Here is a 26,453-nt window from a genome sequence, read left to right as displayed (position 1 = left end):
AAGTAAAGCCTATCTAGTTGGCCCGAACTAGCTGTATAGCCTGCTAAAACCATTTCTCCAATACCATCCAAATTCAAATAGTGCTGAAAATCCCCCTTTAAAAATAAAATAGAACAAAATGGTAAATACCAAGGGGGATGGTCATGCCGATCGAATGGAACGAAGAAGACAAAGTTTTCCACCTTTACAATCAAAAAATCAGTTATTTAATTCAAATTGTCCATGGCAAGTATCCTGCTCATTTGTATTGGGGCAAGCGGATTCAAACACTTCAGCCAACATTAATCCTTCCGTATAAGGGCAGACCTTTTTCACCAATGACAGAACCAACAGATTCAAAATTCTCACTTGATACTTTAGCGCAGGAATATCCGGCTTTTGGAAACGGAGATTTCCGCTCACCGGCATATCAGCTTCGGACAAAAGATGGTTCCACGATTACGGAATTTGTTTATGATTCGCATGAAATAACACAAGGAAAGCCCAGGTTGGAGGGGTTACCGTCTGCCTATGTCGAAAACAATCAGGAGGCAGATACCTTAGTTATCACCCTAGTAGATCCGATACTGGCGATTGGGCTGAATCTCATTTATACCATTTACCACGACCTCGATGTGATCACCAGGTCAGTTTCCTTTGAGCATCGAGGTTCCCAGAAAGTAGAAATACATAAATGCATGAGTATGTCCGTTGACTTTCATTCCTCCAAATGGGATTGGTTACAGCTTCATGGAACATGGGCGAGGGAATGCCATATTGAGCGGCAGCCATTAAACCATGGAACCCAAATGATTTCTTCAGCTAGGGGAGCAAGTAGCCACCAGCATAATCCGTTTATTGCGCTACTTTCAAAGGAAGCAACGGAGGAGCATGGCGATGTTTATGGAGTAAGTCTTGTGTACAGCGGGAATTTCCAAGCCTCGATTGAAGTAGATCCTTTTGAAACTGCAAGGCTGACAATTGGGATTAATCCGTTCGATTTTATTTGGCTGTTAATGCCAGGGGAAACATTTCAAACTCCAGAGGCATTAATGGTTTATTCACCGGATGGGCTCGGCGGGATGTCAAGAATGTTTCATAAATTACTGCGTACCAGAGTTTGCCGCGGCATTTACCGTGATCGAACACGTCCGATTCTTTTTAATAATTGGGAAGCAACAAGATTTAATTTTTCCGAGAAAAAATTAAAGCAACTGGCGGATGCAGCCGCTAACCTTGGAATTGAACTATTTGTCCTTGATGATGGCTGGTTCGGGCACCGTGACAATGATAAAACTTCACTCGGGGATTGGGACGTTAATCGGAAAAAACTGCCACATGGATTGAAGGGGATTGCGGAATATGTTCAAGCAAAGGGAATGCAATTTGGCCTGTGGGTCGAGCCGGAAATGGTTTCACCTGACAGCGAACTGTATCGTCTGCATCCAGATTGGTGTCTCCATGTACCGGGACGAAAGCGGACACTGTCGAGAAATCAGCTTGTTCTTGATTTAAGCCGGGAAGATGTTTGTGATTGGCTGATTGACACGTTTACAAACGTCTTCACAAAAGCCCCTATTTCTTACGTTAAATGGGACATGAACCGGAATATGACGGAGGTCGGATCGGCCGTACTACCGCCGGAAAGGCAGAAAGAAACCGCCCACCGCTATATGCTGGGGTTGTACCGAATTTTAGATACGTTAACTAAACGATTTCCCGAGATCTTATTCGAAAGTTGTTCAGGCGGCGGTGGACGTTTTGACCCTGGGATGTTGTATTATATGCCGCAAACCTGGACCAGCGATGACACCGATGCGGTAGAACGATTAAAAATTCAATATGGAACGAGCCTTGTTTATCCGGCGTTAACAATGGGGGCTCATGTGTCTGATGTACCGAACCAGCAAACAGGAAGGAACACGCCGTTACAAATGAGATTGTACGTTGCCATGGCGGCAAATTTAGGCTTTGAAATGAAGGTTGATCAGCTGACGAAAGAAGAAGGGATGGAAATAAAGAAGGGAATTCAATTTTACAAGCACATTCAGGATTCGGTCTGCTTTGGAGATCTATTCAGGCTGCTTAGTCCGTTTGAAGGAATGGACACAGCATTTATGTACGTAGCCCCAGACAAATCGAAAGCGGTCGTCTTTTATTATAAAGTTCTGGCAACGCCTAATCCGCCTTTTTATCGTTTAAAATTACGAGGGTTAGATCGGCAAGTGAAATATCAAATAAATAATGGCGGGCAGGCTTTTTATGGAGATGAGTTGATGAAAATAGGGATTACAATGCCGCTCGTAAAATCCGATTATTTCTCAATAATATTTTTGATTCAAAGGCTGGAAGAGGAAAGTCTTCGCTTTTGAAAGACTTCCGCAAAATAGAGCGTAGCAACCGCCAATTGAAGCATGCAAATCGCCAATGGGCTGCTAAAGATATAAACAAAAAAGACAATCCAAACGAATTGTCTTTTTTAGGTTCCCATTATGTTTTTAAAGAGTGTTCCCCGCGATTTTTTTATAACAAGAATGAAGAAGGGAACATCTAACCCCATGTTTTATGCCTGCTTACTTTCAAGGCGACGTGCAATTAATGATAAACAATAGTTTACGATAAAATACATGAGGGCGACGACGAAAAAGATTGGGAAAATGTAATTGACATTTTGGGCATAAATGATTTGCGCATTATGCATGAATTCTGGTAAAGCGATAATCACGCATAAAGAAGTATCCTTCAATAAGGAGATAAATTGGCTGACAATTGGCGGAATCATTCTCCTCAATGCCTGAGGCATGACAATATGCCATAATGTTTGGATATAGGTTAACCCGGATGAACGGGCTGCTTCAATTTGCCCTTTATCAATCGAATTCAAACCACCTCTGACAATTTCAGCCAGCATCGCCGATTCAAATACAGTTAATGCTAAAATCGCCGCCACTGTGACGCTTAGCTTTATTCCTACTTCCGGTAAGGCAAAAAAAGTGAAGAAAATGATTAGCAACAGCGGTGTATTCCTTATCGTTTCAATAATCACAGCCACGATTTTGGATACGACGGGAATTTTTGCATACCGTAAAGTACCTAATAGAATTCCTACAATAAAGCTGAGAACAATCGAAATAAACGCAATGTATAACGTCACCATAAAACCATCGGCGAGGAATTTTAAATGATCGGCTGAAAGTGCTCCTGCAATATCCATAATTCCCCTCCTTAATGACTTCTAGCCAGGCGTTTTTCCAGATAACCAACGCCAAGACTTAATGGTATTGTTAAAACAAGATAGAACAAAGCAACAAAAATGTAGACATCAAAGGTAACGAATGTATGCGAGGAAACGATATCTCCGAAATACATTAAATCTAAGCCCGCGATCATCCCTAAAATTGACGAATTTTTTACCAGATTAATAAACTGGTTGCCAATTGGCGGAATGACGATTTTGATCGCTTGCGGTAAAATAATTAATCTCATTGCCTGTAAATAGGTGAGACCTGATGACCTTGCTGCCTCCATTTGCCCTTTGGGAACAGATTGTATTCCGGCCCGGATCGCTTCGGCGATAAAGGAAGCCGTATAAATGGAAAGGGCAATCGTCCCTGCCACAAACCCTGGTAACGTTACACCGATCGCAGGAAGACCGACATAAAAGAAAAAGGCTATGATAAGAAGAGGAATATTTCTAATGAATTCAACATAGACGGTGCCAATCCAATTTAACGGTTTAATTGGTGCTATTCTCATCACGGCAACAATTACACCAATTACAAAGCTCCCTACCAAACCAATTAAACTAGCAAAGATCGTGTTCTTAAATCCTTCCAAATATGTATCCCAGTTATCGATCAGTATTGAAAAATCAATCATGATGATCTCCCCCCTTTTTTATCCATTGTCTAGCTCCAGCTCCCTAGCGGCTAGTGTCCTTCACGCTCCGCCCTACGATAAGTCAACATCGGTTCGCTTGCGCTCACCGTGTTTCCTTTATCTCAGTTGGAGCGCTTCACAAGGAAGGCTTCGACAGCATCAGCATCGCACGAAGGAAAAGCGATAGCTTTTTCGAGGAGGCCATACGCCGCTGAGCAGGGCCGCTTGCGCTTTTCTTATAAGAAGTATCAGGATGAGCAAATTTTGCTCATCCTGATCTTAGTGGATGTTAGTTGGTTTTGATCCATTTATTTTTAATTTCGTCATATTTTCCGCTTTCTTTCATTTTCTTTAAAGCATCATTAATTGCGTCAACTAATTCTTTATTTCCTTTTTTAACAGCAATGCCGTATGGCTCTTCGGTGAAGGTACCGCCGACTAACTGATATTTCGGATCTTGGTCAACCATTCCATAAAGGATCGCGTCATCCGTTGTTAATGCATCCCCTTGACCGGATTTCAAGGCAGTGAACGCTTCTGTATAGTTTTCATATTCTAAAACAGTTGCTTCAGGAGCTTTTTCACGAATATTAATGGCAGAAGTTGAGCCTTTAACTGCCAGAACTTTGGTACCTTTTTTCAAATCTTTCAGTCCTTTGATCGGGCTTCCTTTTTTGACAAGAAGTGATTGTCCTGCCATAAAGTAAACATCAGAGAAATCAACTTCTTTTTTACGTTCTTCCGAGATGGTCATGGTAGCGACAATGGCATCAATATCACCATTGTTTAACATGGGAATCCGAGTTTTTGAGGTAACCTCTTTAAACTCAACCTTTTTTTCATCACCAAGAATGGCTTTTGCCAGCTCTTTGGAAATATCAATATCGAAACCTTCTACTTCACCGGAAGTTGGATTCTTAAGTCCAAATAACCTTGTGTCGTATTTTACGCCGATTACAATTTTGCCCTTATCTTTAATTTGCTCGAGAGCGTTTTTGGATGAACCGCCGGTACTTGCTTTTTCACCTTTGCCGCAGGCTGCAAGCAGCATTGACATAGCTAAAAAAAGAATTAATGCTAATTTACTAGATTTACTTTTAAACATATAAATCCCCCTTGTTTTTTAATGATTTAATATACGGCTAAGGAATAGTCGCGCTCTTTCTTCTTTTGGATTCGCGAAAAACTCAGCCGGTGTTCCCTCTTCAAGAATTTGTCCATGATCCATAAAGATAACACGATCGGCAACTTCCTTGGCAAAGCCCATTTCATGGGTTACAACAACCATTGTCATTCCTTCTTTTGCCAGAGTTTTCATGACATCCAGCACTTCGCCGATCATCTCCGGATCCAAGGCCGATGTTGGCTCATCAAACAGCATAATTTCCGGCTTCATTGCAAGACCTCTTGCAATCGCCACCCTCTGCTGCTGTCCACCTGATAACTGTGATGGATAGGAGTTTGCCTTATCAGGTATACCAACCTTTTCGAGATAGTATTTTGCCACCTTTTCTGCTTCCTCTTTTGATTGTTTTAAAACCATCATCGGGGCAATCGTTATATTTTCCAAGACGGTTTTGTGCGGGTATAGGTGGAAATGCTGAAAAACCATCCCAATATTTCGCCTTAACTCATTAATGTTTGTTTTTTTGTCATTTACCTTCACGCCATTAACAATTAATTCCCCATCTGAAATCGTTTCCAGACGATTAATACAACGAAGCATAGTACTTTTCCCTGATCCAGAAGGACCAATGACAACGACAACTTCGCCTTTATTAATCTCTACATTAATATTTTTCAGGACGTGAAAGTCACCATAGTACTTGTTAACAGAATTAAACCGAATCATGCCAATCCTCCTCCCTGTTGATTTCTGTTCTTATGAAGGGCACCTGTAGAATTGTCGATTTTTGTCGACTCTTTACTCTTTTTAGAATATACAAATAATTAACAGGCATAGAAACATTCTACAATTTTTTTTTAATATAGTAAACCTTAATTGTGAAATTTTTGATTATTCATATTAAGTTTGAAGTTTAACAGGATATTATCCATAAAAAAAGCCAATTCACTTCATTGCCAATTGTCGGCTGAACAAATTATTGTTATTGTCCCATTACAGTTTTCTTCTTTCTTGCCCCTAAAAGTGAGGAAGAAGCAGCCGAGTAAGATAACCGCTCCAAATGTAAAAGGAATGCATAAATACCTGTAAGGATAACCATGACTAAAAATTGACATTGAGCTCAAGCCATGCTGAAAATAGGATAAATAGGTTCTGCAATTAATGAAGAAAACAAGCCTTTTTTGAAAAAGAAATATTTAATATAGAGTTGGTGATTTCACTTGAAGGAAACCATTTTAAAAGCCTTGAAAAAAATCGAGTCGGATTATAATGTGAAAATCCTATATGCCTGTGAAGCTGGTAGCAGAGCCTGGGGGGTCTCATCAAAAGATAGTGATTATGATGTCCGCTTTATATATGTCCATAAGAAAGACGATTATTTAACGATTGACCCAATAGGAATAGGGAAAAAGCGGGATGTCATTGAACTGCCAATCGATGACCTGCTGGATATTACCGGATGGGAATTAACGAAAGCCTTAAGGTTATTAAGGAAGTCCAATCCGCCATTATTGGAATGGCTTCATTCAGGAATAGTATATTACCAAGAATTTCCTACTATTGCACAAATGAAGAAGCTCACAAGAGAGATCTTTGCTCCGCAGGCATGTCTGCATCATTATCTCAACATGGCAAATAAAAATTTTCAAGGGATACTACAAGATGGTGAAGTGAACAGCAAAAGATATTTAAATGTTCTCAGACCCATACTGGTAGCAAACTGGATTGAAAAATTGAATGAATTTCCACCATTGGATTACCAACTATTATTGGAAAAATGCATTGCGGAAGGGGAGGTAAAAGGAGAAATCAAAGCCTTGCTAAAAAGAAAACGGCTCGGGGAAAAACAAGCTGAAAAACTGCAAATCGATGTAATCAACGAATTTTTTATCGAAGAAATTTCCCGACTTCGAGAATGGATCAAAACCCTAAATGTTTACTTACAAGATTTTTCTCCACAGCTTGATTTACTGTTTAGAAATACCCTTGACGAAGTGTGGGCTTAAAGTTGAGTCACTGAAATATTTTCTTTACGAATCGAAAGTAAATAATTGTAAATAATGTGAAAGAATTGTGAAGAATACAATGAGAATAGCGCCCGACAAGTAGAAAAAAGGTAAAATGGTTTGAAGAAAGGGAAAAGGAGTTGAGGCAACTGCATGAAATTAAAGCTCATGATGGCTGCTTTATTGACAGCATCCGTATTAACTGCCTGTAGCGGAACAGGTACAGATGAAGGAAAGTCCGTAAAGCAAAAGGAAACGACTAACATTAAGCAATTGGTAAGTGAATATAGCGGTGGTAACGAAAAGGTGGAAAACGCCTCGATCACGCCGCAGCAACTAGTTGTGACAGACAAAAAAGGAAACGAGACGGCTTATAACTTGCCTAAGGATGAATTCTTTGTTTCGATTGCTCCTTATGTTAAAAATACCCATCCTTGAACGACTCATAGCTTGACAGGTTGTCAAGGTGAACTAACCAATAAACAGTTTAAAGTATACATTAAAGATGCGGAAGGCCAAGTTATATTGGACAAGATGGTTAAGTCCCAAAAGAATGGATTTATCGATTTATGGCTGCCGCGGGATAAAAAGTATCAAATAAAGATTGAGCAGGACGGAAAAAAAGCGGGCGCAGAAATCTCTACGTTCAAAGATGCCCCTACTTGTATAACAACGATGAAGCTGATGTAAATCATAATAAAGGAGCAGGAAATCACTTGCGATTTCCTGCTCCTTTTAAGTTTTATATTTTTAATAAATAACAACCGGTTCGTAGGTGCTGAGATAGTTATACACTGTCCCCATAACGCTTGGTGGCGTGTTGACGCAGCCGCCGGAACCTGCCGTAAGATAAGCATTACTTGACCAATTCGTGCGCCAGCTGGCGTCGTGGAATCCTTGACCGCTGTTTGTGAACGGTGCCCAGTAATTTACTTTAATCGCATATTCAGATTTACCAACTGCACTGCCTCTTAGTGTGTACTGTGTTCGCTTATAAAGGATATACCATATCCCCTTTTCTGTATCTTCACCGGTGATGTGTTTTCCCGTTACCACATGGGTGGACAGAACCATTTTTCCATTTTTATAAAGCCAAATGCGCTGTTGCGAAATAGACACTTCTGCATAGGTGTCGCCAATCCCGTTATTGGTGGTGTTTTCATATCCGATGCCTTCATTACTCCAGCCATTGCCATAAATATTTGTTGCCGATACCGATTTATCTCCTTTTACAAAAGCCTTTTGAAGCAGAGCCGCTTCTTTATCAACATCTATGGCCCAGCCGTAGCCTTGAGCTTTTACGGTAACGATTCTACCTGAACTGGTCTTAAACGGAATATCTTTATTTAAAGTTGCCTGTTTTTCATTTATTTCCGTAATTTTGTTTTTGATTTCGCTTGGGTCGATAGTGATCTTCATATCTTTGGAGACAGTGGCGTTTTTGATTAGTTCACTGGCCTTTAATGAATAGACTTTTTTCTGTACTTTATAGTCAATCGTCTGCTTTAGGAGTTCTCGCAGTTTCTTTTCTTCGTTTTTGACAATCTGACTGTCTTCCTTAATCGGCTGCAGGAATACCGGTTTCAGACGAATATCGCTTTTAAATTCCTGTTTTTCGTAATCCTTCATTAGTTTGGCTATATCATACTGCTCTCCATTCTCGCTTTTGCTGATAACAATTTGCCCCTGCTCTAACTTAGCCTGGGCATTTACAGGCGCTTTTAAAGATTTATTCATGGTGACAAGCTTTTCTTCAACAAGCTTTTTCAGCGTGACGCTGCGATATTGATCAGCTTCTTTGGGAATAAGCAGATAATTTTTTTTCTTAAAGGAAGGAAAGAAAGACCATTGGCTTTTTAGTATTTTTTTTACTTCAGGCAAATCATCATCGGTAAACCCCATCTTTGTGTCTTCTGCATCTAAAATTTGCTGTTTTCCAACATAAACTCTGTTTGCCAAAATAGCGGTTTTCAACTTTTTAACTGCTTTTTCAGCAGTCAGCCCGCCCACTTTAGTATCATTTATGGTAATTTGCGAATTGAACCGGGTCGCTTGATAATAGCTCATTCCTCCAATTAAGAGTGCTAACACGATAATGGTGCTTGTTATCATAAATTTCCAATTCTTATACCATTTAATGGAGTTTTTCTTCATTCTACTCATTTCTTCCGTTAATTCATATTGCGCGTTATTCATAACGTTCCCCCCCATCTATGTAAAAAAACATGGTATCGGCATCCACTGGCTTTAAGCGAGTATCTTTTTTCTAACCCCTCGACTAGTTTACCCTATTATTCTACTATTATCACCATTATTTTACTAGTTTTATGATGTATATATTTACCATATTTTAAAAATATATGTAATGTGCTTTGAGTAATAATTTGGAAGAATTTGAGCTGCCAAAAAGAATATTAGGTGAGCAATGAGGAGGTTTGATTCGGGCCAAATGATATAATGTCTAAGCATTATAATATGATAATTACAGAAAAACTGCCAACTTTTTGCTAAGGCAGTTTAGAAAGAAAAAAAGCAGGTGAAAGAGGGATAATTAACGGTGTTGCCTGTTCCCTTTCACATTAAAGTATTAATGCAGCGGGAACAGGCACCATGATTTTAAGTTTTATTTACTTGTTGATCCGCATGTTGCCATTTTTTTAGCTAATAAGGAAGTATAAAATTTTTCCGAATTTTATACTTCCTTATGTCGCATAAATTCAACTACGCCTCTGTCTTCGTCTTTAAGGACTCGTCAGTCGGCGAGTTTCCATTTAACATCATAATTGGTTTTCTTCCTTTTTGATTGACTGCGGTAATTCCCGCAGATACTAGAAGGAGTGCTGCCATCGTATTGACTGATAAATGTTCGCCGGGCAGGAACATCGCCGAGAGGATCGTTCCGGAAACGGGAACAACAAATTTAAAAAGTGTCACTTCTCCGGCCTTGTTGTACTTTAGCAGAGAGGTCCACAGGGCAAAGGCAGCTGCCGATAAAAAGACTGCATAAAAAAGTAACAGCCAGCCCTTTGCTGTGAACGTCATGGCGCCTGGACTAAGGCTGGGTGTTCCAATTATCAGCATCAGTGCCGAGCCAATCAACATTTGCCAGCCGGTTAAGGCAAAGGGATGAATGTCAGCCGATAGGCGTTTGGATAGGAAGGTTCCAAACGCCGCAGCCAATCCGGAGAGCAGCATGAAGCCTTCTCCAAAGAAAGTAAAATGGAGAGAGGTATCCTGTCCCCAGTTAGCAACAACAATTCCCCCAAACCCGGTAATTAAGCCAAGAATTTTCCGCCAATCCAAGCGGTCATCGGCATAAATAAAGTGGGCAAGAAAAACAACGAAAAATACTCCGCTCGAATTTAAAATCGCTGCTTTCATTCCGGAAGTATGGGCTAATCCATTATAGAAAAAGAAATATTGCAAACTCGTGGACAAGAGCCCCAAACCAATAACAGCCGGCCATTGCCGCCAGCTTATTTTCAACGCCTGTCTATCAAATAAGAATACAATGATCAGCAGCAACAAAGCCGCCAGCATAAAACGGATGCCGGCGAAGACAATTTTCGCAGCTAAATCATCTCCTGCCATTCCAAGTTCGTCATAGCTTAGTTTTAATACCGGAAAAGCACTTCCCCATAAAATTGAACAAAAAACGGCAATCGTGATGACCCAAAATCTGTTAGTCAAGAAACGAGTATAGCCTTCTTGTTGTTTCATCATCGTCAACTCCAAATGTCTTCTATTATTCCAACTGTTCATTATACACATGCAACATGTTTCTTACCATGAACAGGTTATGAAATTTAGATTTACAGAAACTTCTTCGAAGAATAACACAGCCAAATAGAAAAGGCCGCCAATGCGAATAGGCGCTGTGCCAGTGAATGGTGTCGATGATTTTTTTGCTAAAACAAGAAGTTCATCACGACCTTAAATGATGACGATTTCAAGATTATTCAGTATAATCCAAATTAAATAGGCTGCAAGGGTGGTGAAAATGGTGAAAAGCATAACAGTCGAAGACTTGGTTCGAAAGTTTTCATTTAAGGTAGCGGCTGGTGAAAATCAACTCCAAAAAATGATAACGCATTCACAGGTCCATCGCCCGGGTCTGGAGTTTATTGGGCAGTTTGATTTTTTTCAATCCGGACGAATTCTTATATTAGGTAAAAAAGAAATAACCTATTTACATACATTAAGCGAAGAGGAACGGAAATCACAAATAGAAAATATTGTTTACTATCATCCGCCATGTTTTATTGTCACGGCAGGGGAAGGCGGACTCTCCTACCTTTGCCGTCATTGCAATGAACAGGGGATACCTTTGCTGGTAACAAGCGGGACTGAGATCACTTCCGAGTTTATCAAAAAATTAGATGCCTATTTGGTGAAGGAACTCGCACCGGAAATAGCAGTGCATGGTGTATGTATGAATGTATCCGGCATTGGAATCTTACTTCGAGGCGATTCAGGCGTTGGAAAAAGCGAGACAGCCCATACATTAATTCGTCGCGGACACCGCTTGGTCGCAGACGATATCGTGGTTCTAAAGAAACTGAGTCCGCAAACGATTCTTGGGACGCATGATGAAAAAAACAAGGAATTCCTGGCTCTTCGCAGTATTGGACTGTTGAATGTAGTTCGGATATACGGCCGCAAAGCGTTTCAAGATGAAACACGGATTGCTCTTGATATTCTTCTGACAAAATGGCAGAAGGATGATCTAAATAACGAATTGGAACAAGAACCTCACTATATTGATTATATGGGTGTGAAGGTTCCGTCCTTCGAAATTCAACTCCAGCCCGGCCGAGATGTAGCTGGATTAATCGAAGCTGCAGCGAATAACTGGTATTTAAGGCAGCAGGGATACAGTGCAGTCGAAGACTTTATGAGCAGAATCGAAGCCGATATTGCAAATTCTGCTAAATCATAACTCTAATCATCTTACTTAAATGAAAGCGAACAATGGCTGGTATTGTTCGCTTTTTCACTGAATCGGCCATTTTAACACAAAAACGCTCAGTTCCCTGAGCATTTTCTTTATGTGCGTCTTGTGAAAGGCGGATTAATTTTTACTATTTTATTTTTTAATTGCCCTGGTGGCGATAAAGGTGGGAACATTATACTCATGCAATCTGCCGCTTCCGTTTGTATCCTCATATAAGTCAGTCAACATAAAACCTGCCTTTAACTGGCCACCAATCTGTTCTTCAATCGAATGTGAAAATTGAATTCCGAGATCCTTATTTAAACACTCTTGGTACAGTTCGGGATCTTTCAAGGGATTAAAGGGAAGCCGATAGGTTAAGACCGTCTCATTTTCATCGAATAGATAGTTTACGCCATTATCCAAACCAGCTATCAGTAATCCCCCTTTTTTCAGTACCCTGAAACATTCTTCCCAAACGTGGAAAACATCCTCTATATAACAGTTCGAAACAGGATGGAAAATTAAATCAAATGACTCCTTTTCAAAAGGAAAAGGTTGTGTCATATCAGCTTTAACAATGTTAATTGAATAGCCTTCACGGCTAGCCACCAATAATTCGCTATCTAACTGTTTTTGTGAATAGTCCATAATGGTACATTCTGCCCCTAAGGCTGAAAATATAGGCATTTGTTGTCCGCCGCCCGAAGCCAATCCCAAAATCTTCCGTCCTTTAAAATCTGGAAACCACGATTTAGGAACTGGTTTTGTCGGTGTAAGCAAGACATTCCACTCACCCTGTAACGCTTTTTCATATGTTTCATGTGAAATAGGTACTCCCCATTTCCAATTGTTTTCCACCCAGCTATCAATTATCGATGAATTTATGTCTGTATAATGATTATTCATCTTTTCGCTCCTTTAAATGTAATGAATGTTCTAATTATACCATTATTTTCTCATTGGTCTTGCATGGCTATTGATAAATGAAAAATTGGATTAAGTTGGTTTCTTGAGTATATTAATATTAGGAGTGCTTTTTTTTAAAAAGGAGAGAAAAATGAAAATTTATGTTGATGCAGATGCTTGTCCAGTTAAAGACATTATCATTTCTGAAGCCGTGAGGGAGGATATTCCTGTCATTTTGGTGACGAGTTTTTCGCATTTTTCGAATGCGGAACAGCCTCCTGGGGTGGAAACTATTTATGTCGACAGCGGGGCAGATGCTGCCGATTATCGGATCATGAAGCTAGCAGAATCAGGAGATATTATTGTAACCCAGGATTACGGACTGGCATCGCTCGGTTTGGCAAAAGGCTGCCTAGTGCTTCACCATAAAGGGTTTACCTATACAAATGAGAACATTGACCAATTATTAACCACGCGATATTTAAGTGCAATGGCCCGAAAAGGCGGCAAGCGTACCAAGGGACCAAAGCCTTTTACTCAGGAAGACAGGGAGCAGTTTAGGAAGGTTTTTAAAATAGCAATTGCACAAGCAATTTAATGAAGGAATTCACAAACTTAGGAATTTTACTGCTGTTTTTTTCACTGCATTTTATAGGATTCCTTCGTTGTAAAATGTTGTAAAATGGTAATGAGATACTCATACCATTTATTTCATGAAAAATTGAGGTATTTGCTGATGCTAAAACAAGGAATCTATGAGGAAATTATCAACCAAAGGCTGAAAGAGGATCTTACAGGATTAGATGTTAACACCTACAATATTGAGAAAGAACGCATCGATGTAGAGGAAGCACGAAAATTATTGTCATCATACATATCTCAAGTAACCAGAAAGGCTCTTAAATTTGTCCGTGAAAATGAAGCCGATGACGAGCAGGCGTTAATCAATCAGATTCGTACCTGTAATGAAATTATTTCGACTTTAAGCGTTCAACTGGATGAAGAGGAGTTCCGGCAGCTGAGGATTGAAGAAGAAGGAGAGATTCTGACTTCCATCTATTCAAGAATTAATTCTGTTCGAAGTATTGGAAAAGGTGATGTGATCCGCCCCATTACCCCACTATCACAAAGCTCACTTTTTACTGGATCTAATTATGAACCAAACATGCTGGGAGAGTTAAAAAAAGAAATCTTAACGGCTGATTCCATAGATATGCTTGTATCCTTTATTAAGTGGAGTGGGCTAAGATGCATAATTGAGGAACTTAGAACTTTTACCGATCAACCGAATCATAAGCTTAGGGTGATTACTACTTCCTATATGGAAGCGACAGATTATAAAGCAATTCAGGAATTAAGTCAGCTTCCCAATACAGAAATCAAGATATCCTATGATGTGGATCGAACGAGACTGCATGCAAAGGCCTATCTTTTTAAAAGGGAAACAGGCTTTAGCACAGCCTATATTGGATCCTCCAATTTATCGAATCCAGCTTTAACTTCTGGTTTGGAATGGAATATTAAAGTCACGGAAAAAGACTCGTTTGATATTCTAAGAAAGTTTGAGGCTACGTTTGAAAGCTACTGGAATGACAATGAATTTAAAGTGTATAGCCATGGTAATAAGCAGGATCAGGAGACCTTAAAATACGCTTTATCAAAAAGTAAGATTAAAGAAGAGAATGAGCATTACTTCATTTTCGATATCCAGCCGTATTACTACCAAAAAGAAATACTTGAAAAGCTTCAGGTAGATCGAGAAGTATTTGGACGCATGCGGAATTTGCTTGTTGCAGCAACAGGTGTGGGAAAGACTGTCATTTCAGCGTTTGACTATAAGCGATTTTGGAATAAAAATAAGTCTGCAAGGCTCTTGTTTGTAGCTCACCGTGAAGAAATCCTAAAGCAGAGTCTCGATACCTTTCGGGCTATTTTGAAAGATCCAAACTTTGGTGAAATGTTAGTTGGAACCTACCAACCCCAATCACTTGATCACTTATTTGTCAGCATTCAAAGTTTTAATAGCAAAAGGCTCTATGAAATGACTTCGAGTGATTACTATGATTTTATTATCATAGATGAATTTCATCATGCTGCGGCAGAGTCTTATCAGAGGCTGCTTCATCATTATCAGCCAAAAATTCTCCTTGGTCTAACCGCAACACCTGAGCGGATGGACGGAAAAAATATTTTAACTTATTTTGATGATACAATATCCGCCGAGATGCGTTTAACAGAGGCCATTAATCGCAAACTGCTTAGTCCATTTCAATATTTTTGTGTAACTGACACGGTTGATTTATCCAAATTAAAATGGAGTCGAAGGGGTTACGGGATAAAAGATTTAGAGAATGTTTATACCTCCAATGACCTTAGGAGCAGTCAAGTTGTTAAAAGTGTTTATAAATATGTAACGGATGTTGAACAAGTAAAAGGACTTGGCTTCTGCGTTTCTATTGAACACGCAAAGTATATGGCTGACTTCTTTAATAAGGTGGATATTCCTTCGATAGCATTATATGGAAATGTTGACACAAAAATACGAAGGGAAGCACAGCGCCACCTTTTACAAGGGGATATTAAGTTTATTTTTGTCGTTGACCTCTATAATGAAGGAGTCGATATTCCTGACGTTAATACAATTTTATTTTTACGGCCAACAGAGAGCTTGACTGTTTTTTTACAACAGCTAGGGCGTGGATTGCGGTTAGCAGAGGGAAAAGAGTGCCTAACGGTCCTTGATTTTGTTGGACAAGCCCATCGAAATTATAATTTTGAGGAAAAGTTTCGGGCATTAATTGGTAAAACGAAGCATTCCGTGCAGCACTATATAGAAAACGGTTTTGTGCACCTGCCAAAAGGTTGTTTCCTTCAGTTGGAAAAACGGGCAAAGGAATATATTTTAAGAAATATTAAAGCCAGTACCAACACAAAGGGGAATCTTCTTGCAAAAATGAAGTATTTTGAGGAGGATACGGGGCGTTCATTAACGTTATCCAACTTTTTAAATCATTATCACCTTTCCATCTACGATTTTTATGGTAAAAATGGTGACCGCAGCTTCAGCAGGATGAAGGTAGAGGCAGGTGTTGCGCCTACCTTTGAGTTTGCAGACGAGAAATGGTTAACGAAGCGTTTGCCTAATTTGTTTCATATTAATTCGAAAAAGCTACTTCAGTTTATGATTAGGTATATGAAAGAATGTTCCATTCGCAATAAAGAAGATCAATTAATGCTTGGGATATTTTATTATTCCTTTTATAATAGCCACCCAACAAAGGAGGGGTTCGTCTCTCTTGAAAAAGGAATTATTAGAATATTAACTCGGCCTGAATTTAGAGAAGAGATTTTAGAAATTTTACATTATCTTTATGAATCTTTAGAAACAATGGAGCTCGAAAATGACTTTGACTTTCCTTGTCCATTGGGGGTCCATTGTAATTACAATACATCTCAAGTGCTGGCTGCTTTGGATTATTATAATGAAACGAAAAGCCCGGCTTTCCGGGAAGGGGTTAAACACTTTGAAGACAAAAATCTCGATATCTTTTTTATAACCTTAAATAAATCGGAAAAGGACTTTTCACCGTCAACCCTATATGATGATTATGCGATTAATGATCGGCTGTTCCATTGGCAAACGCAAAGCCGGGTGGCGGAGGGAAGTAAGACTGCAGAGCGATATATCCATCATAAAGAGCGTAACCATAAAATTGCCTTGTTTGTAAGGGAGTATAAAAAAGAAAATGGCTACACTTCTCCGTTTGTGTTCCTTGGTACAGCCGATTATATCAGCCATTCCGGCAGCAAGCCAATGAGCTTTGTCTGGAGGCTGAGAGAGGAAATGCCTTCCTATCTTGTTCCGAAGGCCAATAAGAATATTCTTTAGTGATCAGCGGGGGCAGTAAAATAAGCCCCCATATTCATTGATTAATTGTTAAGCCGCTGTGATATCTGCATGCGTCCACTTTAGAGATTCCAAATTTCCATACATGTAATTATTCTTTCTTTTAAAAGTTGAACCTTGTTAAAACAAATCTTAAAGTTTTGTGGTAAAATTATAAAAATTTCAAATAAGGGGCGAGGTTATGTTTTTATATCAAATAGACGAAGATGTTTCCTTAAAATTAATTGAATTAAAAGATGCTGAACGAGTTTTTGAGTTAACAGACAAATCAAGAAAGCATTTAAGAGAATGGCTGCCCTGGCTCGACTTCACCAAGAATGCAGAAGATACAAAAGAGTATATCCATGGCTGTTTAAAAGGTTATGCCGAAACTAAAAGTATGACAACCGTTATTTTATACAAAGGAGAGATCGTTGGAGTCGCAAGCTTCAACAGTATAAATTGGTCAAATGAGACCGCATACATTGGTTATTGGTTGGGGGAAGAATACCAAGGAAAGGGAATTATGACCAAAGCGGCGAAAGCATTGACCAACTATGCTTTCAATCATCTGAATTTAAATAAGGTAGAGATTAGAGCCGCTGTGGAGAATAAAAAAAGCAGGAGTGTTCCTGAAAGATTAGGTTTTGTAAATGAAGGAATGATCAGGCAAGCAGAATGGCTCTATGATCATTATGTTGACCATGTCGTTTATGGGATGTTAGCAAGCGAATGGAAAGAATATATTTCATAACAACAAATCTTTCCTGTACTGATGGCACTCAACTTTTATGCTATTTTTTCTAAATTATATAAAAAGCTTGCAGACTCGTCTAGAAAGTCAAGACGTTGACTGCAAGCTAAAAAAGGTCAATCCTTTTTTGGCTAATAAGAAGGCATAAAATTTTTCCGAATTTTATGCTTTCTTATGTCGCATAAATTCAACTACGCCTCTGTCTTCGTCCTTAAGGACTCGCCAATCAGCGAGTTTTCATTTACCTAACTTATTTTACATATTTCATCAGTTCTTCGGGGTCAAAGCCGAGGACCCAGTGGCCATTTATCTTTGTCTGCGGTACGCCCATTTGTCCAGTTTCCCGGACCAGCTTTTGAGCGGCAATTGGGTCTGACTGCACATTTACTTCTTTGTAGGTTAATCCTTGAGCCTCAAGGAATTGTTTCATCATAGTGCAGTAAGGTCAAGTATTGGTTGAATAAACTGTAATATCGTTCATTGCGTCTGCCTCCTTTTATTAATAATACCTATATGGGTATTATATGAATATTTCCGGTAAAATTTCAAATAATCAACCCTTCTTTTGCAAAAAGAATTCCCGGGTCGCATTTTAGTTTTTCCCTATAAGTCAAGGCAAAATGTATCATTTATAAAGACATTAAAACTACTTAATATGAAGCTTAGATATGGTGAATATTTAAATTGCTCCAGATTGATCTCCAATTCTTTTTTGAAATTCGGTCTTTGTAAATGTCGATCCGTTCCTTAGTTTCTGTGAAAAATGGGGTTGGTTTTACCTCCATATTGACAACATCATGAATTTCACATGGGGCCGTGAGAATAACATGATCCTTTTCATCTAGTTTAACACCTAAAGCTGTAGCGGTTTCCGGAAATTTTGATATCGCGTCAACAGAAGATAAATAAGGGGGGATCATATTTTTAATATGCATCCGGGCCTCGTTTTTTACCGACCAAGGAATATGAGGGTTTAAGGTTCTGAGTTTTTCCTCAAGGATCTTTTCCGTCGCTTCCTCCATGTTTGCTGGGTCAAAATAAATGACATCGATATCTGGATTAGGGGTTCTCTCGCTGAAATGATGTAATGTATCCCATATTTTTGAACGAACAAAACCGGCGCAAACCCACCAATCAGGCAAGTTAAGTGTTTTTACTGATTTCAAGATATCCATCATCCAAATATCTTCCTTAATAAGTGAGATAATATTTTCCTCATTCATTTCCATTTGAAAATTGCTCCTCGTAGAATGTAATAAGCTTAGTGATACTATGTCAGATGAACTTGATTAAATATCTCCCCGTATAACAGCACCCATAGCTTGCTGAAAGCTTTTATTAAAAGGCCTGTTATGAGGAGTTTTCATTTTTTGATGGTCGATTTCCTTCAAATAACCCCACGACAATGGTTATTTCAAACCCCATATTGACCACTTTGGACGCATAATAAAACCCCCTTTATCAAATATTTTAGAATACAATTCGCTAAGTATAGAATCTGACTTCTCTGAATTGCGCATTTCCCCATAATTTCTATCATAATATTAACATAAATATCCAAATTGTTTTGGTGGTATTTTCAATTATTTCGAAAATTTATTTGGAATTCTTCGCGAATACCACCAGCTTCAGACGCCTTTGAGTAATTATCTTGTTGATAACCTACTAGGAAATCATATCCTTATGTTTTATCATAGTTTTATAGCAGAAAAAGGGGATGAATATCATAAAGTCGAAGGATTACTTTCCGTTTATTTATTTCTTAATTGAGCCGAACATTGTGTTTGTTTATAAAGTGGAAACGCTTAGATATTTAACTTTAAAAGAAATGTCCCATATTGGAGAATGGCAAACATTTGAACTCAACCACAAGGAAGAATTCGATACCTTTAACCATGAAGATAGCACTCCGCTCACCGATCGATTTTACGTTGTCAGTCAGGATACGAACAACATTATGTTGAAAAAAATAAATCAATTGATCCATAGACAGCGCATGGCTAATCAACAGGAAAATAGCAAAACAGCGGTTCATATCGTGTGAGGCTGCGATAAAAAAATAATGAGACTAGGGCCAGTCACTGTTGGCGTTGCTGGAAAAGTGTATAATAGGGTTGTGATCGTATTGATTTTCTTTGTTTGGAAAACAAGGTGAGTTTTATCGGCTTAGGAGTTGTTGGTGAAATGAATATACTTGTCACATTGAATTCTAACTATCTGAAACCTTTAAAGGTCATGCTCACATCCCTTTTTTTAAATAACGATGATGAAAGCTTTACAATCTATTTAATGCACTCGAGCATAAAACAAGAAGAGATTCAGAGAATAGACCAATTTATTAATGAGCACGGTAGCCAATTAGTAGAGGTGCATGTAGATGACACTCATTTCAACGAGGCCCCGGTGCTCCTTCACTATACGAAAGAAATGTATTACCGTTTATTGGCATGTAAGTTTTTGCCACCTCGGCTTGACCGTATTTTGTATTTGGACCCGGATATTTTAGTCATTAATTCAGTGAGACAACTTTATCAACTGGACATGGAGGAATACTTGTTTGCCGCCGCCTACCACGACAAGATTTCTGTAAAAGAAATTAACAAGTTGCGATTAACGCCGTACGAAATAGATGTTTACTACAATTCCGGCGTTCTCTTAATGAACCTTGAGCTCCAGAGACAAACGATAGATGAAAAGATAATTTATGAGTTTGTGGAAAAAAACCGGGCAAGATTAATTATGCCGGACCAAGACATCTTGAATGCTCTCTATGCTAAAAAAATCAAGGCCTTGGACGAAACGATTTACAACTATGATGCAAGGTTTTACAACTATTACAAACTCAAAAGCAGCGGCAAGTGTGATATGGATTTTATCATACATAATACCGTATTTCTTCACTTCTGCGGCAAGAAAAAACCATGGCAAAAAAACTATAGCGGTAAGTTTCATTCTTTATACAAGCATTATGAAAAATTGGCTTTAGGATAAATTTGGGCGAAACCGAAAGGAAATGATGATGACTATTTATCTAATTGGTAAGGTGAACAATCTAACTGTTTGCCTTACTTTTTTATCCGCTCAATGCTCTTAAGGCCAAGCGAGCTTTTTGGCTGGGAAAATGTTCTTTAATTGAAAGGTCCCCTAATCAAACATGCAATGTATGTTCAATTAAATTGTTTTTTAATAGGATTTAACCTAAAAAAATGAATGAATAATCATTCACTGTATGTTAGAATTTAACAAATGAAATCAGTGGGGGGCTTTTCATGCTATTAAAGAAAAATTTTTCGCAAACGACAGTTAATGGGGTGCAAATGGGAAACGGAACCGTTCAGTTTAAAAGTGTTAAATTAAATGTTCATTGCTTCTTCTTGGATGGTGTCTTAATCGATACGGCTGCAAAGTCTTTAGAAAAGGAATTTACCCCTTTTTTTGAAAATCTGGATATCCAACAAATCGTTATCACCCACTATCATGAAGATCATACCGGTTGCGCAGAAATGCTGCAGCGAAAGCGTCAAATTCCTCTTTTTATGAATCATCGTATGATTGAATGTTGCGGAAGGAAGGCTGATTACCCACTATATCGAAAAATATTTTGGGGCAGGAGGAAGCCATTCCGGGCAATAGCTATTGGAAAAACCTTTAACTCCCTCAATGCAGTCTGGGATGTTATCGAGACTCCGGGGCATGCCATCGATCATGCAGCTTTTTTAAATCGTGAAACAGGGCAACTGTTTACTGGTGATTTATACTGCCAAGAGCGGACAAAAGTGATTTTACGCGAAGAAAGTGTTCCAACCATTATTGAATCATTGAAAAAGGTCTTGACCTATGATTTTGGCGATGTATTTTGCAGTCATGCCGGTTACTTGAAGAGAGGGCGTACAGCTTTAGAAAGAAAGCTGGACTATTTGCTGGAGTTACAGGGAAAAATCATTGATCTTCACGGAAGGGGAATGCCGTCAAAGGAAATCGCAGTTACTTTATTTCCGAAAAAATACCCGATTTCCTATTTCTCGTCGGGAGAGTGGAGCTCTATCCATATTGTTACTTCGGTTCTTCAGGAACAAGATAAAAGGTCTTTCACTTTTTGATCCTTCCTTGCTGAAAAAAAGCTTATGAGAACGGGGAACGGTAAAATTAGTATGCCCTGTTCTCATAAGTATGCCCGTTTGCCACAAGGAAGTGGCAGCTAAAAATGTGTTGGAAATTTTAACGATTACATGGATGGGCTGCTTTTGAAAAGGAGCTAAACTTATACCGTGAACTAATGCGACAGCGTTTACGGCATTCTTGGGTTTTTATTTTCGGTGCTTATTACTCAAAAATGGACTTTCTAGACAGCCCCATTTGTTGTTTTATACCTTTTCTAAAGATAATATTTCCTTATATTTTTTTAGTTTACGGATAACGGAAGGCTGGCTGATGCCAAGATATTTGGCCATTTCATACGTTGATTTACATTCTTTGTATGCTCTTTCGATCATCCATTTTTCCACACGCTCCATGACGGTTTTTAAATCATGTTCCCCAATCAGAAATTGTTTCATCAGGGCGGTACTATTATCTGCGGCTGCTTCTGAGTTAAGAATGTAGGAAGGTAATGAATTCGGACGGATGATGGTGTCCTCGGTAGTTAGGATGAGCCGCTCCATCAAATTTTCCAACTCACGTACATTTCCGGGCCATTTATAGGTAAGGAGGATTTCATATACGGAAGGGTGTAATTTTTTTTTGGTTTCATATTTCCTGTTTAATAGTTTCATATGGTGGTCAATCAATAAAGAAATATCTTCCTTTCGTTCCCGTAAAGGAGGAATATGCAGCGGGATGACATGTAATCGGTAATATAAATCAAGGCGGAATTCCCCTTTTTCGACCATTTCTTCTAAATTTTTATTGGTTGCTGTGACCAGCCTGAAATCGACATAACGTTCTTTATAGCCGCCAATTCTGATAAACTTTTTTTCTTGTAAAACTTTTAATAGCTTTGCCTGGATGGATAAAGGAAGTTCTCCGATTTCATCTAAAAATAAAGTACCGTTCCGGGCTTGTTCGATTAACCCTTGTTTTTGAGCGCCTGTAAAGGAGCCGGATTCATAACCGAACATTTCCGATTCAAATAAACTGGGCGGAATGGTGCTGCAATTCACTTCGATAAACGGTTCATTTTTACGGTGGCTAAGGTTGTGGAGTTTTCGGGCGAACATACTTTTTCCCACGCCGGATTCGCCTAGCATTAATACTGTGGCATCTGTGTTTGCCAACCTTCGAATAGTCTTTGCAATTTGTTCCATTTTCTTGCTTCGGTATAGGGTTTCTTCTTTTCCTCTCAATTCCTCTACTTCCGCCTGATAGCCTTTTAATTTTCTTTCTAATTGTTCATATTGTTCCTGCAGGTTGCTAATTTCCGTTTGATCAATGGCATAGCTGATGACGCGGACAATTTCCCCCTTCTCATTGAAAAGGGGATAGGCAGTTGACATGATAATTTTGCCTTTTTTTGTATGCTGCATAATTTGGATTGGCGATTTTTCTTTTAGCACAAGAGCAGTTATGGAAGGTGAAAGAATTCCTTGCTTTTGCAGTTCATAAATAGACGCTCCAATAAATGGCTCGGGGTCATCTGTATAAACCGACCAATGTTCAGGGTTGGTATACAAAATAATGCCATCTCCATCTGTAATGGTGATGTTGTTATTGGAAGTTTCGATAATTTTTTCTAATATCTTTTCTGTAATGGACATTGGAATCTCCTTTGTTGACATTCTTCCTAAAATTAATTTTCTATTCCCAATTATAACATAATTCGGAAATTAGATAATTGGTAAGCGAACCAGTCATTTTTTTCATCCGAAAGTGAAAAGCGATGATTCCGAAGTTTCTTCATAATCATGGGGAAATATTTTTGGCCATAATTATAATTTGATTTAGAAATGAATCAATAATCAACAAATGAATTGATAAATACTGTATTTAATTCGAAATTGAATCGTTACTCTACCTGCTTGGTGTACAAATTCTGAAATAACAACTAATTTTTTTGGCACGAATCTTGCTAATAAAACAATATATTCATGTTGTTAATTTAATTGAAAAGGAGAGAGATTGAAAAAAACGAAAGGGCTTACAAAATAGCAGCGAAGTTTTAATGGGCTGGTGACTGAAGTAAAGGAGATGGAAAAAAATCAAACCTTCAAAGTGGGGGATGAAGTAATGGAATATCAAAATAGTGAACTGAAACATGGTCTAAAAAACAGGCATGTCACAATGATCTCGATTGGAGGAGTGATTGGGGCGGGGCTGTTTATAGGAAGCGGCACCATGATTATGTCTGCAGGACCAGGAGCGCTGTTGTCTTATATCGTAGCAGGGGTGATCATCGTTCTGATTATGCGGATGCTTGGTGAGATGGCAGCCGTACATCCTGACAGCGGCTCGTTTTCAACTTATGCACATCAAGCTATCGGCCCATGGGCCGGCTATACAATCGGCTGGTTGTATTGGTTCAATTGGGTTATTATTGTGACAATTGAGGCCACTTTACTCGGAGAGATGGTGAATACTTGGCTACCTTCGATACCTGCATGGTTGGCAACACTATTATTTCCTATATTAATGACAATTACCAATATTTATTCTGTGAAAACCTATGGGGAATTTGAATACTGGCTCGCTTTTATGAAAGTAGCTGCGATTGTTATTTTTCTTGGACTTGGTACTGCAATCATTATTGGTTTCGTTCCCGGGGTTGAAACACAAAGTTTATCCAGTTTAACGTCCGGAAGCACCTTCTTGCCGCACGGCTGGATTCCAGTGATTCTTGGTGTGATTTTTATTACCTTCTCGCTTTCAGGGAGTGAAGTAGCGGCCATTGCTGCTGGTGAATCTGAAAATCCAGAAAAAAATATTATTAGAGCGATAAACGCGGTTGTGTGGCGGCTGCTGCTTTTCTTCGTTGGTTCTGTAGCAGTCCTGGTTATGGTGATTCCGTCGGGGGCAAAAGACCTACTGAAGAGCCCGTTTGCAAGCGTCTTTGATATGGCAGGCCTTCCCGCTGCAGCCCAAATTATGAGTGCGGTGATTTTTATCTCATTGCTCTCTGTTTTAAATTCAGGACTGTATACAAGCTCCCGGATGCTGTACTCGCTGGCCAAAAAAGGATCCGCTCCGAAGTTTCTTGCAAATGTCAATAAAAGAGGGGTGCCGATTTGGGCTTTAGCGGCTAGTGTATTTTTTGCTTATGTATTCACCTTGTTTAAATTTATTTCGCCTGATACATTATTCACCTTTTTGGCTAATAGTTCAGGTGGAGTGACCATTGTGATGTATATATTCATCGCTATCTCCCATCTTCTTTTGCGAAGAAAAAGGGAAAAAGAAAATCCAGGTATGCTGAAAGTGAAAATGTGGCTGTTCCCCTACTTAACTCATGCCACGATTCTCATCATATTTGCAATCTTTATTGCCCAAGCCTTTATCGATTCAATGCGATTACAATTCTATCTAACTTCCATCCTTACCGTCTTAGTGATCGGCTCTTACTTTGTTTTTTATCATAAACGAGGATTGGCTCATAATCCAGCTGAAATTCATTTGGAGACAATCGAATCAAAAAAAGGTACGACAGACAGTCAATTGAATATCAACTAATTATTGAAAATTATGACTTTTAATTGGTCGTTGGCGAACAGTGTGTCTGCTGTTCGCTTCTGTCATGTATTTTGGATGGCTGGAATAAAGTATCGTTGCTGCTCCCTTTTGTGCAAATTGTAGATATCTTCATTTTATGTAGATATCCGCTATTACGTGTAGGTATCGACACAATTTGTGTAGAGATAATCAAAAAAAATATAGATATTGTCACAATTAGTGTAGATATTTTTTAAGGTAAGGAAATACAAATACATGGGGCACATTGGAGGGAAATGATATTAAACAATAAGAACATTTGTTCGTTAAATGTTTTTGTGATATACTAACATCAGTTAGACATCTATGAACAGTCCTCTTAATCAATTAAGAAGGATGTGTTAAAATGTCTTTAGAAATGTTAGTACGAGATGCTCCCAGTCAGTATATTCACCACGATCAATTATTCAAGCAGTTAATCCACACGTTTTTCGCTGAATTTTTAGAAGCCTTTTTCCCGGAAGTTCATCATTATATTGATTTTTCGTTCATTAAACCGCTGTCAGAAGAGGTTTTCACAGATCTTTTTGAAGGTGAAAGCAAGGGAGCGGATATCGTCATTGAAGCCAAAGTTAAAGGGACGGATTCGCTCATTATCATTCATGTAGAACCACAAAGTTACGGTCAGTCAGATTTCAATGAGAGAATGTATCATTATTTTGGCTTACTCTATAATAGGTATAGAAAGCCAATCATTCCCATTGCGATTTTCAGCTATGATGAGAAGCGGGTCGAACGAAATGATTTTTCTATTAGCTTTCCTTTTAGCCTTAAATGAAAGTGAGGAGAAAAAACTGATGGAAGAGATTAAACAATTAGAACGGGACGAATCGGAGCAAATTTTAAAATTACCAAATTCATGGAGAGAACGGGGAATATTGGAGGGAATGAAAGAGGGAATGAAGAAGGGAATACAGGAAGGACAGCAAAAAGGCGAACACGATGCACAACGGAAAATAGCCCTCAATCTTTTAAAAGAAGGATTCTCAATTGAATTTATCGCCAAAGTTACAAATCTAGATTATGCCGAAATTGAAGAATTAGGAAAACAAACATAGGAGTTAGTGCCTGCTGCCCGTTTACCTTTTAGGGGACGCCCGCAAAGTGTCTAATATTATGTATGGCATTTGGGACGCCTACGAAATTGCTAATCATATTTAAAATAAGCTTTGAATCAGGTGCCTGATATGAGTATCAGGCGCCTTTTTTAGCACCTGACAGCCAGTATTAGAAGTGGGGGACAGACGCCTAATAAAAGTTTTAAAAAGCTGGTGGAAACATGT

The 26,453-nt window shown here is 38.8% G+C and carries 23 protein-coding genes; 13 read left to right on the top strand and 10 right to left on the bottom strand.

Features of this window, described 5'->3' with window-relative positions:
• Positions 1-143: 143 nt before the first annotated feature.
• Complete coding sequence (locus tag JK635_RS04805; RefSeq protein ID WP_202652849.1) at positions 144-2,351, top strand: alpha-galactosidase; 2,208 nt, start codon at positions 144-146, stop codon at positions 2,349-2,351.
• Positions 2,352-2,542: 191 nt separating this feature from the next.
• Here JK635_RS04805 and JK635_RS04800 read toward each other — a convergent pair whose 3' ends face one another.
• The 4 genes from JK635_RS04800 to JK635_RS04785 all read right to left on the bottom strand — a co-directional run bounded on the left by JK635_RS04800 (position 2,543) and on the right by JK635_RS04785 (position 5,710).
• Entirely contained in the window at positions 2,543-3,193 is a 651-nt protein-coding gene (locus JK635_RS04800; protein WP_202652848.1) for an amino acid ABC transporter permease, read from the bottom strand.
• 11 nt (positions 3,194-3,204) lie between these two features.
• Positions 3,205-3,858 (bottom strand): amino acid ABC transporter permease, encoded by a 654-nt coding sequence (locus JK635_RS04795; protein WP_202652847.1) that lies wholly within the window; start codon positions 3,856-3,858, stop codon positions 3,205-3,207.
• 289 nt (positions 3,859-4,147) lie between these two features.
• Entirely contained in the window at positions 4,148-4,963 is an 816-nt protein-coding gene (locus JK635_RS04790; protein ID WP_202652846.1) for an ABC transporter substrate-binding protein, read from the bottom strand.
• A gap of 18 nt (positions 4,964-4,981) precedes the next feature.
• Positions 4,982-5,710 carry an amino acid ABC transporter ATP-binding protein gene (locus JK635_RS04785; RefSeq protein ID WP_202652845.1) on the bottom strand — a complete coding sequence of 243 codons (729 nt, stop codon included), beginning with the start codon at positions 5,708-5,710 and terminating at the stop codon, positions 4,982-4,984.
• Between the two features lie 494 nt (positions 5,711-6,204).
• Here JK635_RS04785 and JK635_RS04780 point away from each other — a divergent pair, with 494 nt between their 5' ends.
• Complete coding sequence (locus tag JK635_RS04780) at positions 6,205-6,990, top strand: nucleotidyltransferase domain-containing protein (RefSeq protein ID WP_202652844.1); 786 nt, start codon at positions 6,205-6,207, stop codon at positions 6,988-6,990.
• Between the two features lie 153 nt (positions 6,991-7,143).
• The gene (locus JK635_RS24625) at positions 7,144-7,680 is read left to right on the top strand and encodes a CueP family metal-binding protein (protein ID WP_202652843.1); all 537 of its coding nucleotides are present in this window, start codon (positions 7,144-7,146) and stop codon (positions 7,678-7,680) included.
• A 60-nt stretch (positions 7,681-7,740) separates the two neighbouring features.
• Here JK635_RS24625 and JK635_RS04770 read toward each other — a convergent pair whose 3' ends face one another.
• Both JK635_RS04770 and JK635_RS04765 read right to left on the bottom strand, forming a co-directional pair.
• On the bottom strand, positions 7,741-9,186 hold the full coding sequence (locus JK635_RS04770; protein ID WP_438803820.1) for a L,D-transpeptidase family protein: 1,446 nt from the start codon (positions 9,184-9,186) through the stop codon (positions 7,741-7,743).
• Positions 9,187-9,711: 525 nt separating this feature from the next.
• Entirely contained in the window at positions 9,712-10,713 is a 1,002-nt protein-coding gene (locus JK635_RS04765; RefSeq protein WP_235887887.1) for a DMT family transporter, read from the bottom strand.
• A gap of 280 nt (positions 10,714-10,993) precedes the next feature.
• On the opposite strand from JK635_RS04765, the gene hprK reads away from it, so the two are divergent.
• Positions 10,994-11,929, top strand: a complete 936-nt coding sequence (gene hprK / locus JK635_RS04760; protein WP_202652971.1) for an HPr(Ser) kinase/phosphatase — start codon at positions 10,994-10,996, stop codon at positions 11,927-11,929.
• 147 nt (positions 11,930-12,076) lie between these two features.
• Here hprK and JK635_RS04755 read toward each other — a convergent pair whose 3' ends face one another.
• Positions 12,077-12,832: a class I SAM-dependent methyltransferase gene (locus tag JK635_RS04755; RefSeq protein WP_202652841.1), complete on the bottom strand. Its 756-nt coding sequence runs from the start codon at positions 12,830-12,832 to the stop codon at positions 12,077-12,079.
• A gap of 151 nt (positions 12,833-12,983) precedes the next feature.
• Between JK635_RS04755 and JK635_RS04750 the strand changes: the two genes are divergently transcribed.
• The 3 genes from JK635_RS04750 (at position 12,984) to JK635_RS04740 (ending at position 17,472) form a co-directional block, all read left to right on the top strand.
• Positions 12,984-13,430 carry a YaiI/YqxD family protein gene (locus tag JK635_RS04750; protein ID WP_202652840.1) on the top strand — a complete coding sequence of 149 codons (447 nt, stop codon included), beginning with the start codon at positions 12,984-12,986 and terminating at the stop codon, positions 13,428-13,430.
• Positions 13,431-13,568: 138 nt separating this feature from the next.
• On the top strand, positions 13,569-16,721 hold the full coding sequence (locus JK635_RS04745; protein WP_202652839.1) for a DEAD/DEAH box helicase: 3,153 nt from the start codon (positions 13,569-13,571) through the stop codon (positions 16,719-16,721).
• Positions 16,722-16,920: 199 nt separating this feature from the next.
• Positions 16,921-17,472: a GNAT family N-acetyltransferase gene (locus tag JK635_RS04740; protein WP_202652838.1), complete on the top strand. Its 552-nt coding sequence runs from the start codon at positions 16,921-16,923 to the stop codon at positions 17,470-17,472.
• A gap of 250 nt (positions 17,473-17,722) precedes the next feature.
• Here JK635_RS04740 and JK635_RS04735 read toward each other — a convergent pair whose 3' ends face one another.
• Both JK635_RS04735 and JK635_RS04730 read right to left on the bottom strand, forming a co-directional pair.
• On the bottom strand, positions 17,723-17,953 hold the full coding sequence (locus JK635_RS04735) for a glutaredoxin family protein (protein WP_202652837.1): 231 nt from the start codon (positions 17,951-17,953) through the stop codon (positions 17,723-17,725).
• 181 nt (positions 17,954-18,134) lie between these two features.
• A complete protein-coding gene (locus JK635_RS04730) occupies positions 18,135-18,701 on the bottom strand; it encodes a nucleotidyltransferase family protein (RefSeq protein ID WP_202652836.1) in 567 nt (188 codons plus the stop codon).
• 488 nt (positions 18,702-19,189) lie between these two features.
• On the opposite strand from JK635_RS04730, the gene JK635_RS04725 reads away from it, so the two are divergent.
• From JK635_RS04725 to JK635_RS04715, 3 genes are all read left to right on the top strand, one after another.
• Positions 19,190-19,516 (top strand): hypothetical protein, encoded by a 327-nt coding sequence (locus JK635_RS04725; RefSeq protein WP_202652835.1) that lies wholly within the window; start codon positions 19,190-19,192, stop codon positions 19,514-19,516.
• A gap of 140 nt (positions 19,517-19,656) precedes the next feature.
• Positions 19,657-20,463, top strand: a complete 807-nt coding sequence (locus JK635_RS04720) for a glycosyltransferase family 8 protein (RefSeq protein WP_202652834.1) — start codon at positions 19,657-19,659, stop codon at positions 20,461-20,463.
• A gap of 278 nt (positions 20,464-20,741) precedes the next feature.
• A complete protein-coding gene (locus tag JK635_RS04715) occupies positions 20,742-21,572 on the top strand; it encodes an MBL fold metallo-hydrolase (protein WP_202652833.1) in 831 nt (276 codons plus the stop codon).
• Between the two features lie 264 nt (positions 21,573-21,836).
• Here JK635_RS04715 and JK635_RS04710 read toward each other — a convergent pair whose 3' ends face one another.
• Positions 21,837-23,225 carry a sigma-54 interaction domain-containing protein gene (locus JK635_RS04710; protein ID WP_202652832.1) on the bottom strand — a complete coding sequence of 463 codons (1,389 nt, stop codon included), beginning with the start codon at positions 23,223-23,225 and terminating at the stop codon, positions 21,837-21,839.
• 469 nt (positions 23,226-23,694) lie between these two features.
• Between JK635_RS04710 and JK635_RS04705 the strand changes: the two genes are divergently transcribed.
• From JK635_RS04705 to JK635_RS24110, 3 genes are all read left to right on the top strand, one after another.
• Positions 23,695-25,131: an amino acid permease gene (locus tag JK635_RS04705; RefSeq protein ID WP_235887902.1), complete on the top strand. Its 1,437-nt coding sequence runs from the start codon at positions 23,695-23,697 to the stop codon at positions 25,129-25,131.
• 385 nt (positions 25,132-25,516) lie between these two features.
• Positions 25,517-25,948 carry an RpnC/YadD family protein gene (locus JK635_RS24115; RefSeq protein WP_235887885.1) on the top strand — a complete coding sequence of 144 codons (432 nt, stop codon included), beginning with the start codon at positions 25,517-25,519 and terminating at the stop codon, positions 25,946-25,948.
• Between the two features lie 19 nt (positions 25,949-25,967).
• On the top strand, positions 25,968-26,228 hold the full coding sequence (locus JK635_RS24110) for an Rpn/YhgA-type helix-turn-helix domain-containing protein (protein ID WP_235887884.1): 261 nt from the start codon (positions 25,968-25,970) through the stop codon (positions 26,226-26,228).
• Positions 26,229-26,453 lie beyond the last annotated feature (225 nt).

Source organism: Neobacillus paridis (genome assembly GCF_016765675.1).
GTDB lineage: Bacteria > Bacillota > Bacilli > Bacillales > Cytobacillaceae > Neobacillus > Neobacillus paridis.
Note: the sequence above shows the minus strand (reverse complement) of the source record. Positions and strands in the feature narration are given on the sequence as shown.

What these genes read in the sequence shown, in the direction of transcription:
- JK635_RS04805 (WP_202652849.1), top strand. Translation starts at nt 144, where the DNA reads ATGCCGATCGAATGGAACGAAGAAGACAAAGTTTTCCACCTTTACAAT.
- JK635_RS04800 (WP_202652848.1), bottom strand. Translation starts at nt 3,193, where the DNA reads ATGGATATTGCAGGAGCACTTTCAGCCGATCATTTAAAATTCCTCGCC.
- JK635_RS04795 (WP_202652847.1), bottom strand. Translation starts at nt 3,858, where the DNA reads ATGATTGATTTTTCAATACTGATCGATAACTGGGATACATATTTGGAA.
- JK635_RS04790 (WP_202652846.1), bottom strand. Translation starts at nt 4,963, where the DNA reads ATGTTTAAAAGTAAATCTAGTAAATTAGCATTAATTCTTTTTTTAGCT.
- JK635_RS04785 (WP_202652845.1), bottom strand. Translation starts at nt 5,710, where the DNA reads ATGATTCGGTTTAATTCTGTTAACAAGTACTATGGTGACTTTCACGTC.
- JK635_RS04770 (WP_438803820.1), bottom strand. Translation starts at nt 9,186, where the DNA reads ATGAATAACGCGCAATATGAATTAACGGAAGAAATGAGTAGAATGAAG.
- JK635_RS04765 (WP_235887887.1), bottom strand. Translation starts at nt 10,713, where the DNA reads ATGATGAAACAACAAGAAGGCTATACTCGTTTCTTGACTAACAGATTT.
- JK635_RS04755 (WP_202652841.1), bottom strand. Translation starts at nt 12,832, where the DNA reads ATGAATAATCATTATACAGACATAAATTCATCGATAATTGATAGCTGG.
- JK635_RS04750 (WP_202652840.1), top strand. Translation starts at nt 12,984, where the DNA reads ATGAAAATTTATGTTGATGCAGATGCTTGTCCAGTTAAAGACATTATC.
- JK635_RS04745 (WP_202652839.1), top strand. Translation starts at nt 13,569, where the DNA reads ATGCTAAAACAAGGAATCTATGAGGAAATTATCAACCAAAGGCTGAAA.
- JK635_RS04740 (WP_202652838.1), top strand. Translation starts at nt 16,921, where the DNA reads ATGTTTTTATATCAAATAGACGAAGATGTTTCCTTAAAATTAATTGAA.
- JK635_RS04730 (WP_202652836.1), bottom strand. Translation starts at nt 18,701, where the DNA reads ATGGAAATGAATGAGGAAAATATTATCTCACTTATTAAGGAAGATATT.
- JK635_RS04725 (WP_202652835.1), top strand. Translation starts at nt 19,190, where the DNA reads ATGAATATCATAAAGTCGAAGGATTACTTTCCGTTTATTTATTTCTTA.
- JK635_RS04720 (WP_202652834.1), top strand. Translation starts at nt 19,657, where the DNA reads ATGAATATACTTGTCACATTGAATTCTAACTATCTGAAACCTTTAAAG.
- JK635_RS04715 (WP_202652833.1), top strand. Translation starts at nt 20,742, where the DNA reads ATGCTATTAAAGAAAAATTTTTCGCAAACGACAGTTAATGGGGTGCAA.
- JK635_RS04710 (WP_202652832.1), bottom strand. Translation starts at nt 23,225, where the DNA reads ATGTCCATTACAGAAAAGATATTAGAAAAAATTATCGAAACTTCCAAT.
- JK635_RS04705 (WP_235887902.1), top strand. Translation starts at nt 23,695, where the DNA reads ATGGAATATCAAAATAGTGAACTGAAACATGGTCTAAAAAACAGGCAT.
- JK635_RS24115 (WP_235887885.1), top strand. Translation starts at nt 25,517, where the DNA reads ATGTCTTTAGAAATGTTAGTACGAGATGCTCCCAGTCAGTATATTCAC.
- JK635_RS24110 (WP_235887884.1), top strand. Translation starts at nt 25,968, where the DNA reads ATGGAAGAGATTAAACAATTAGAACGGGACGAATCGGAGCAAATTTTA.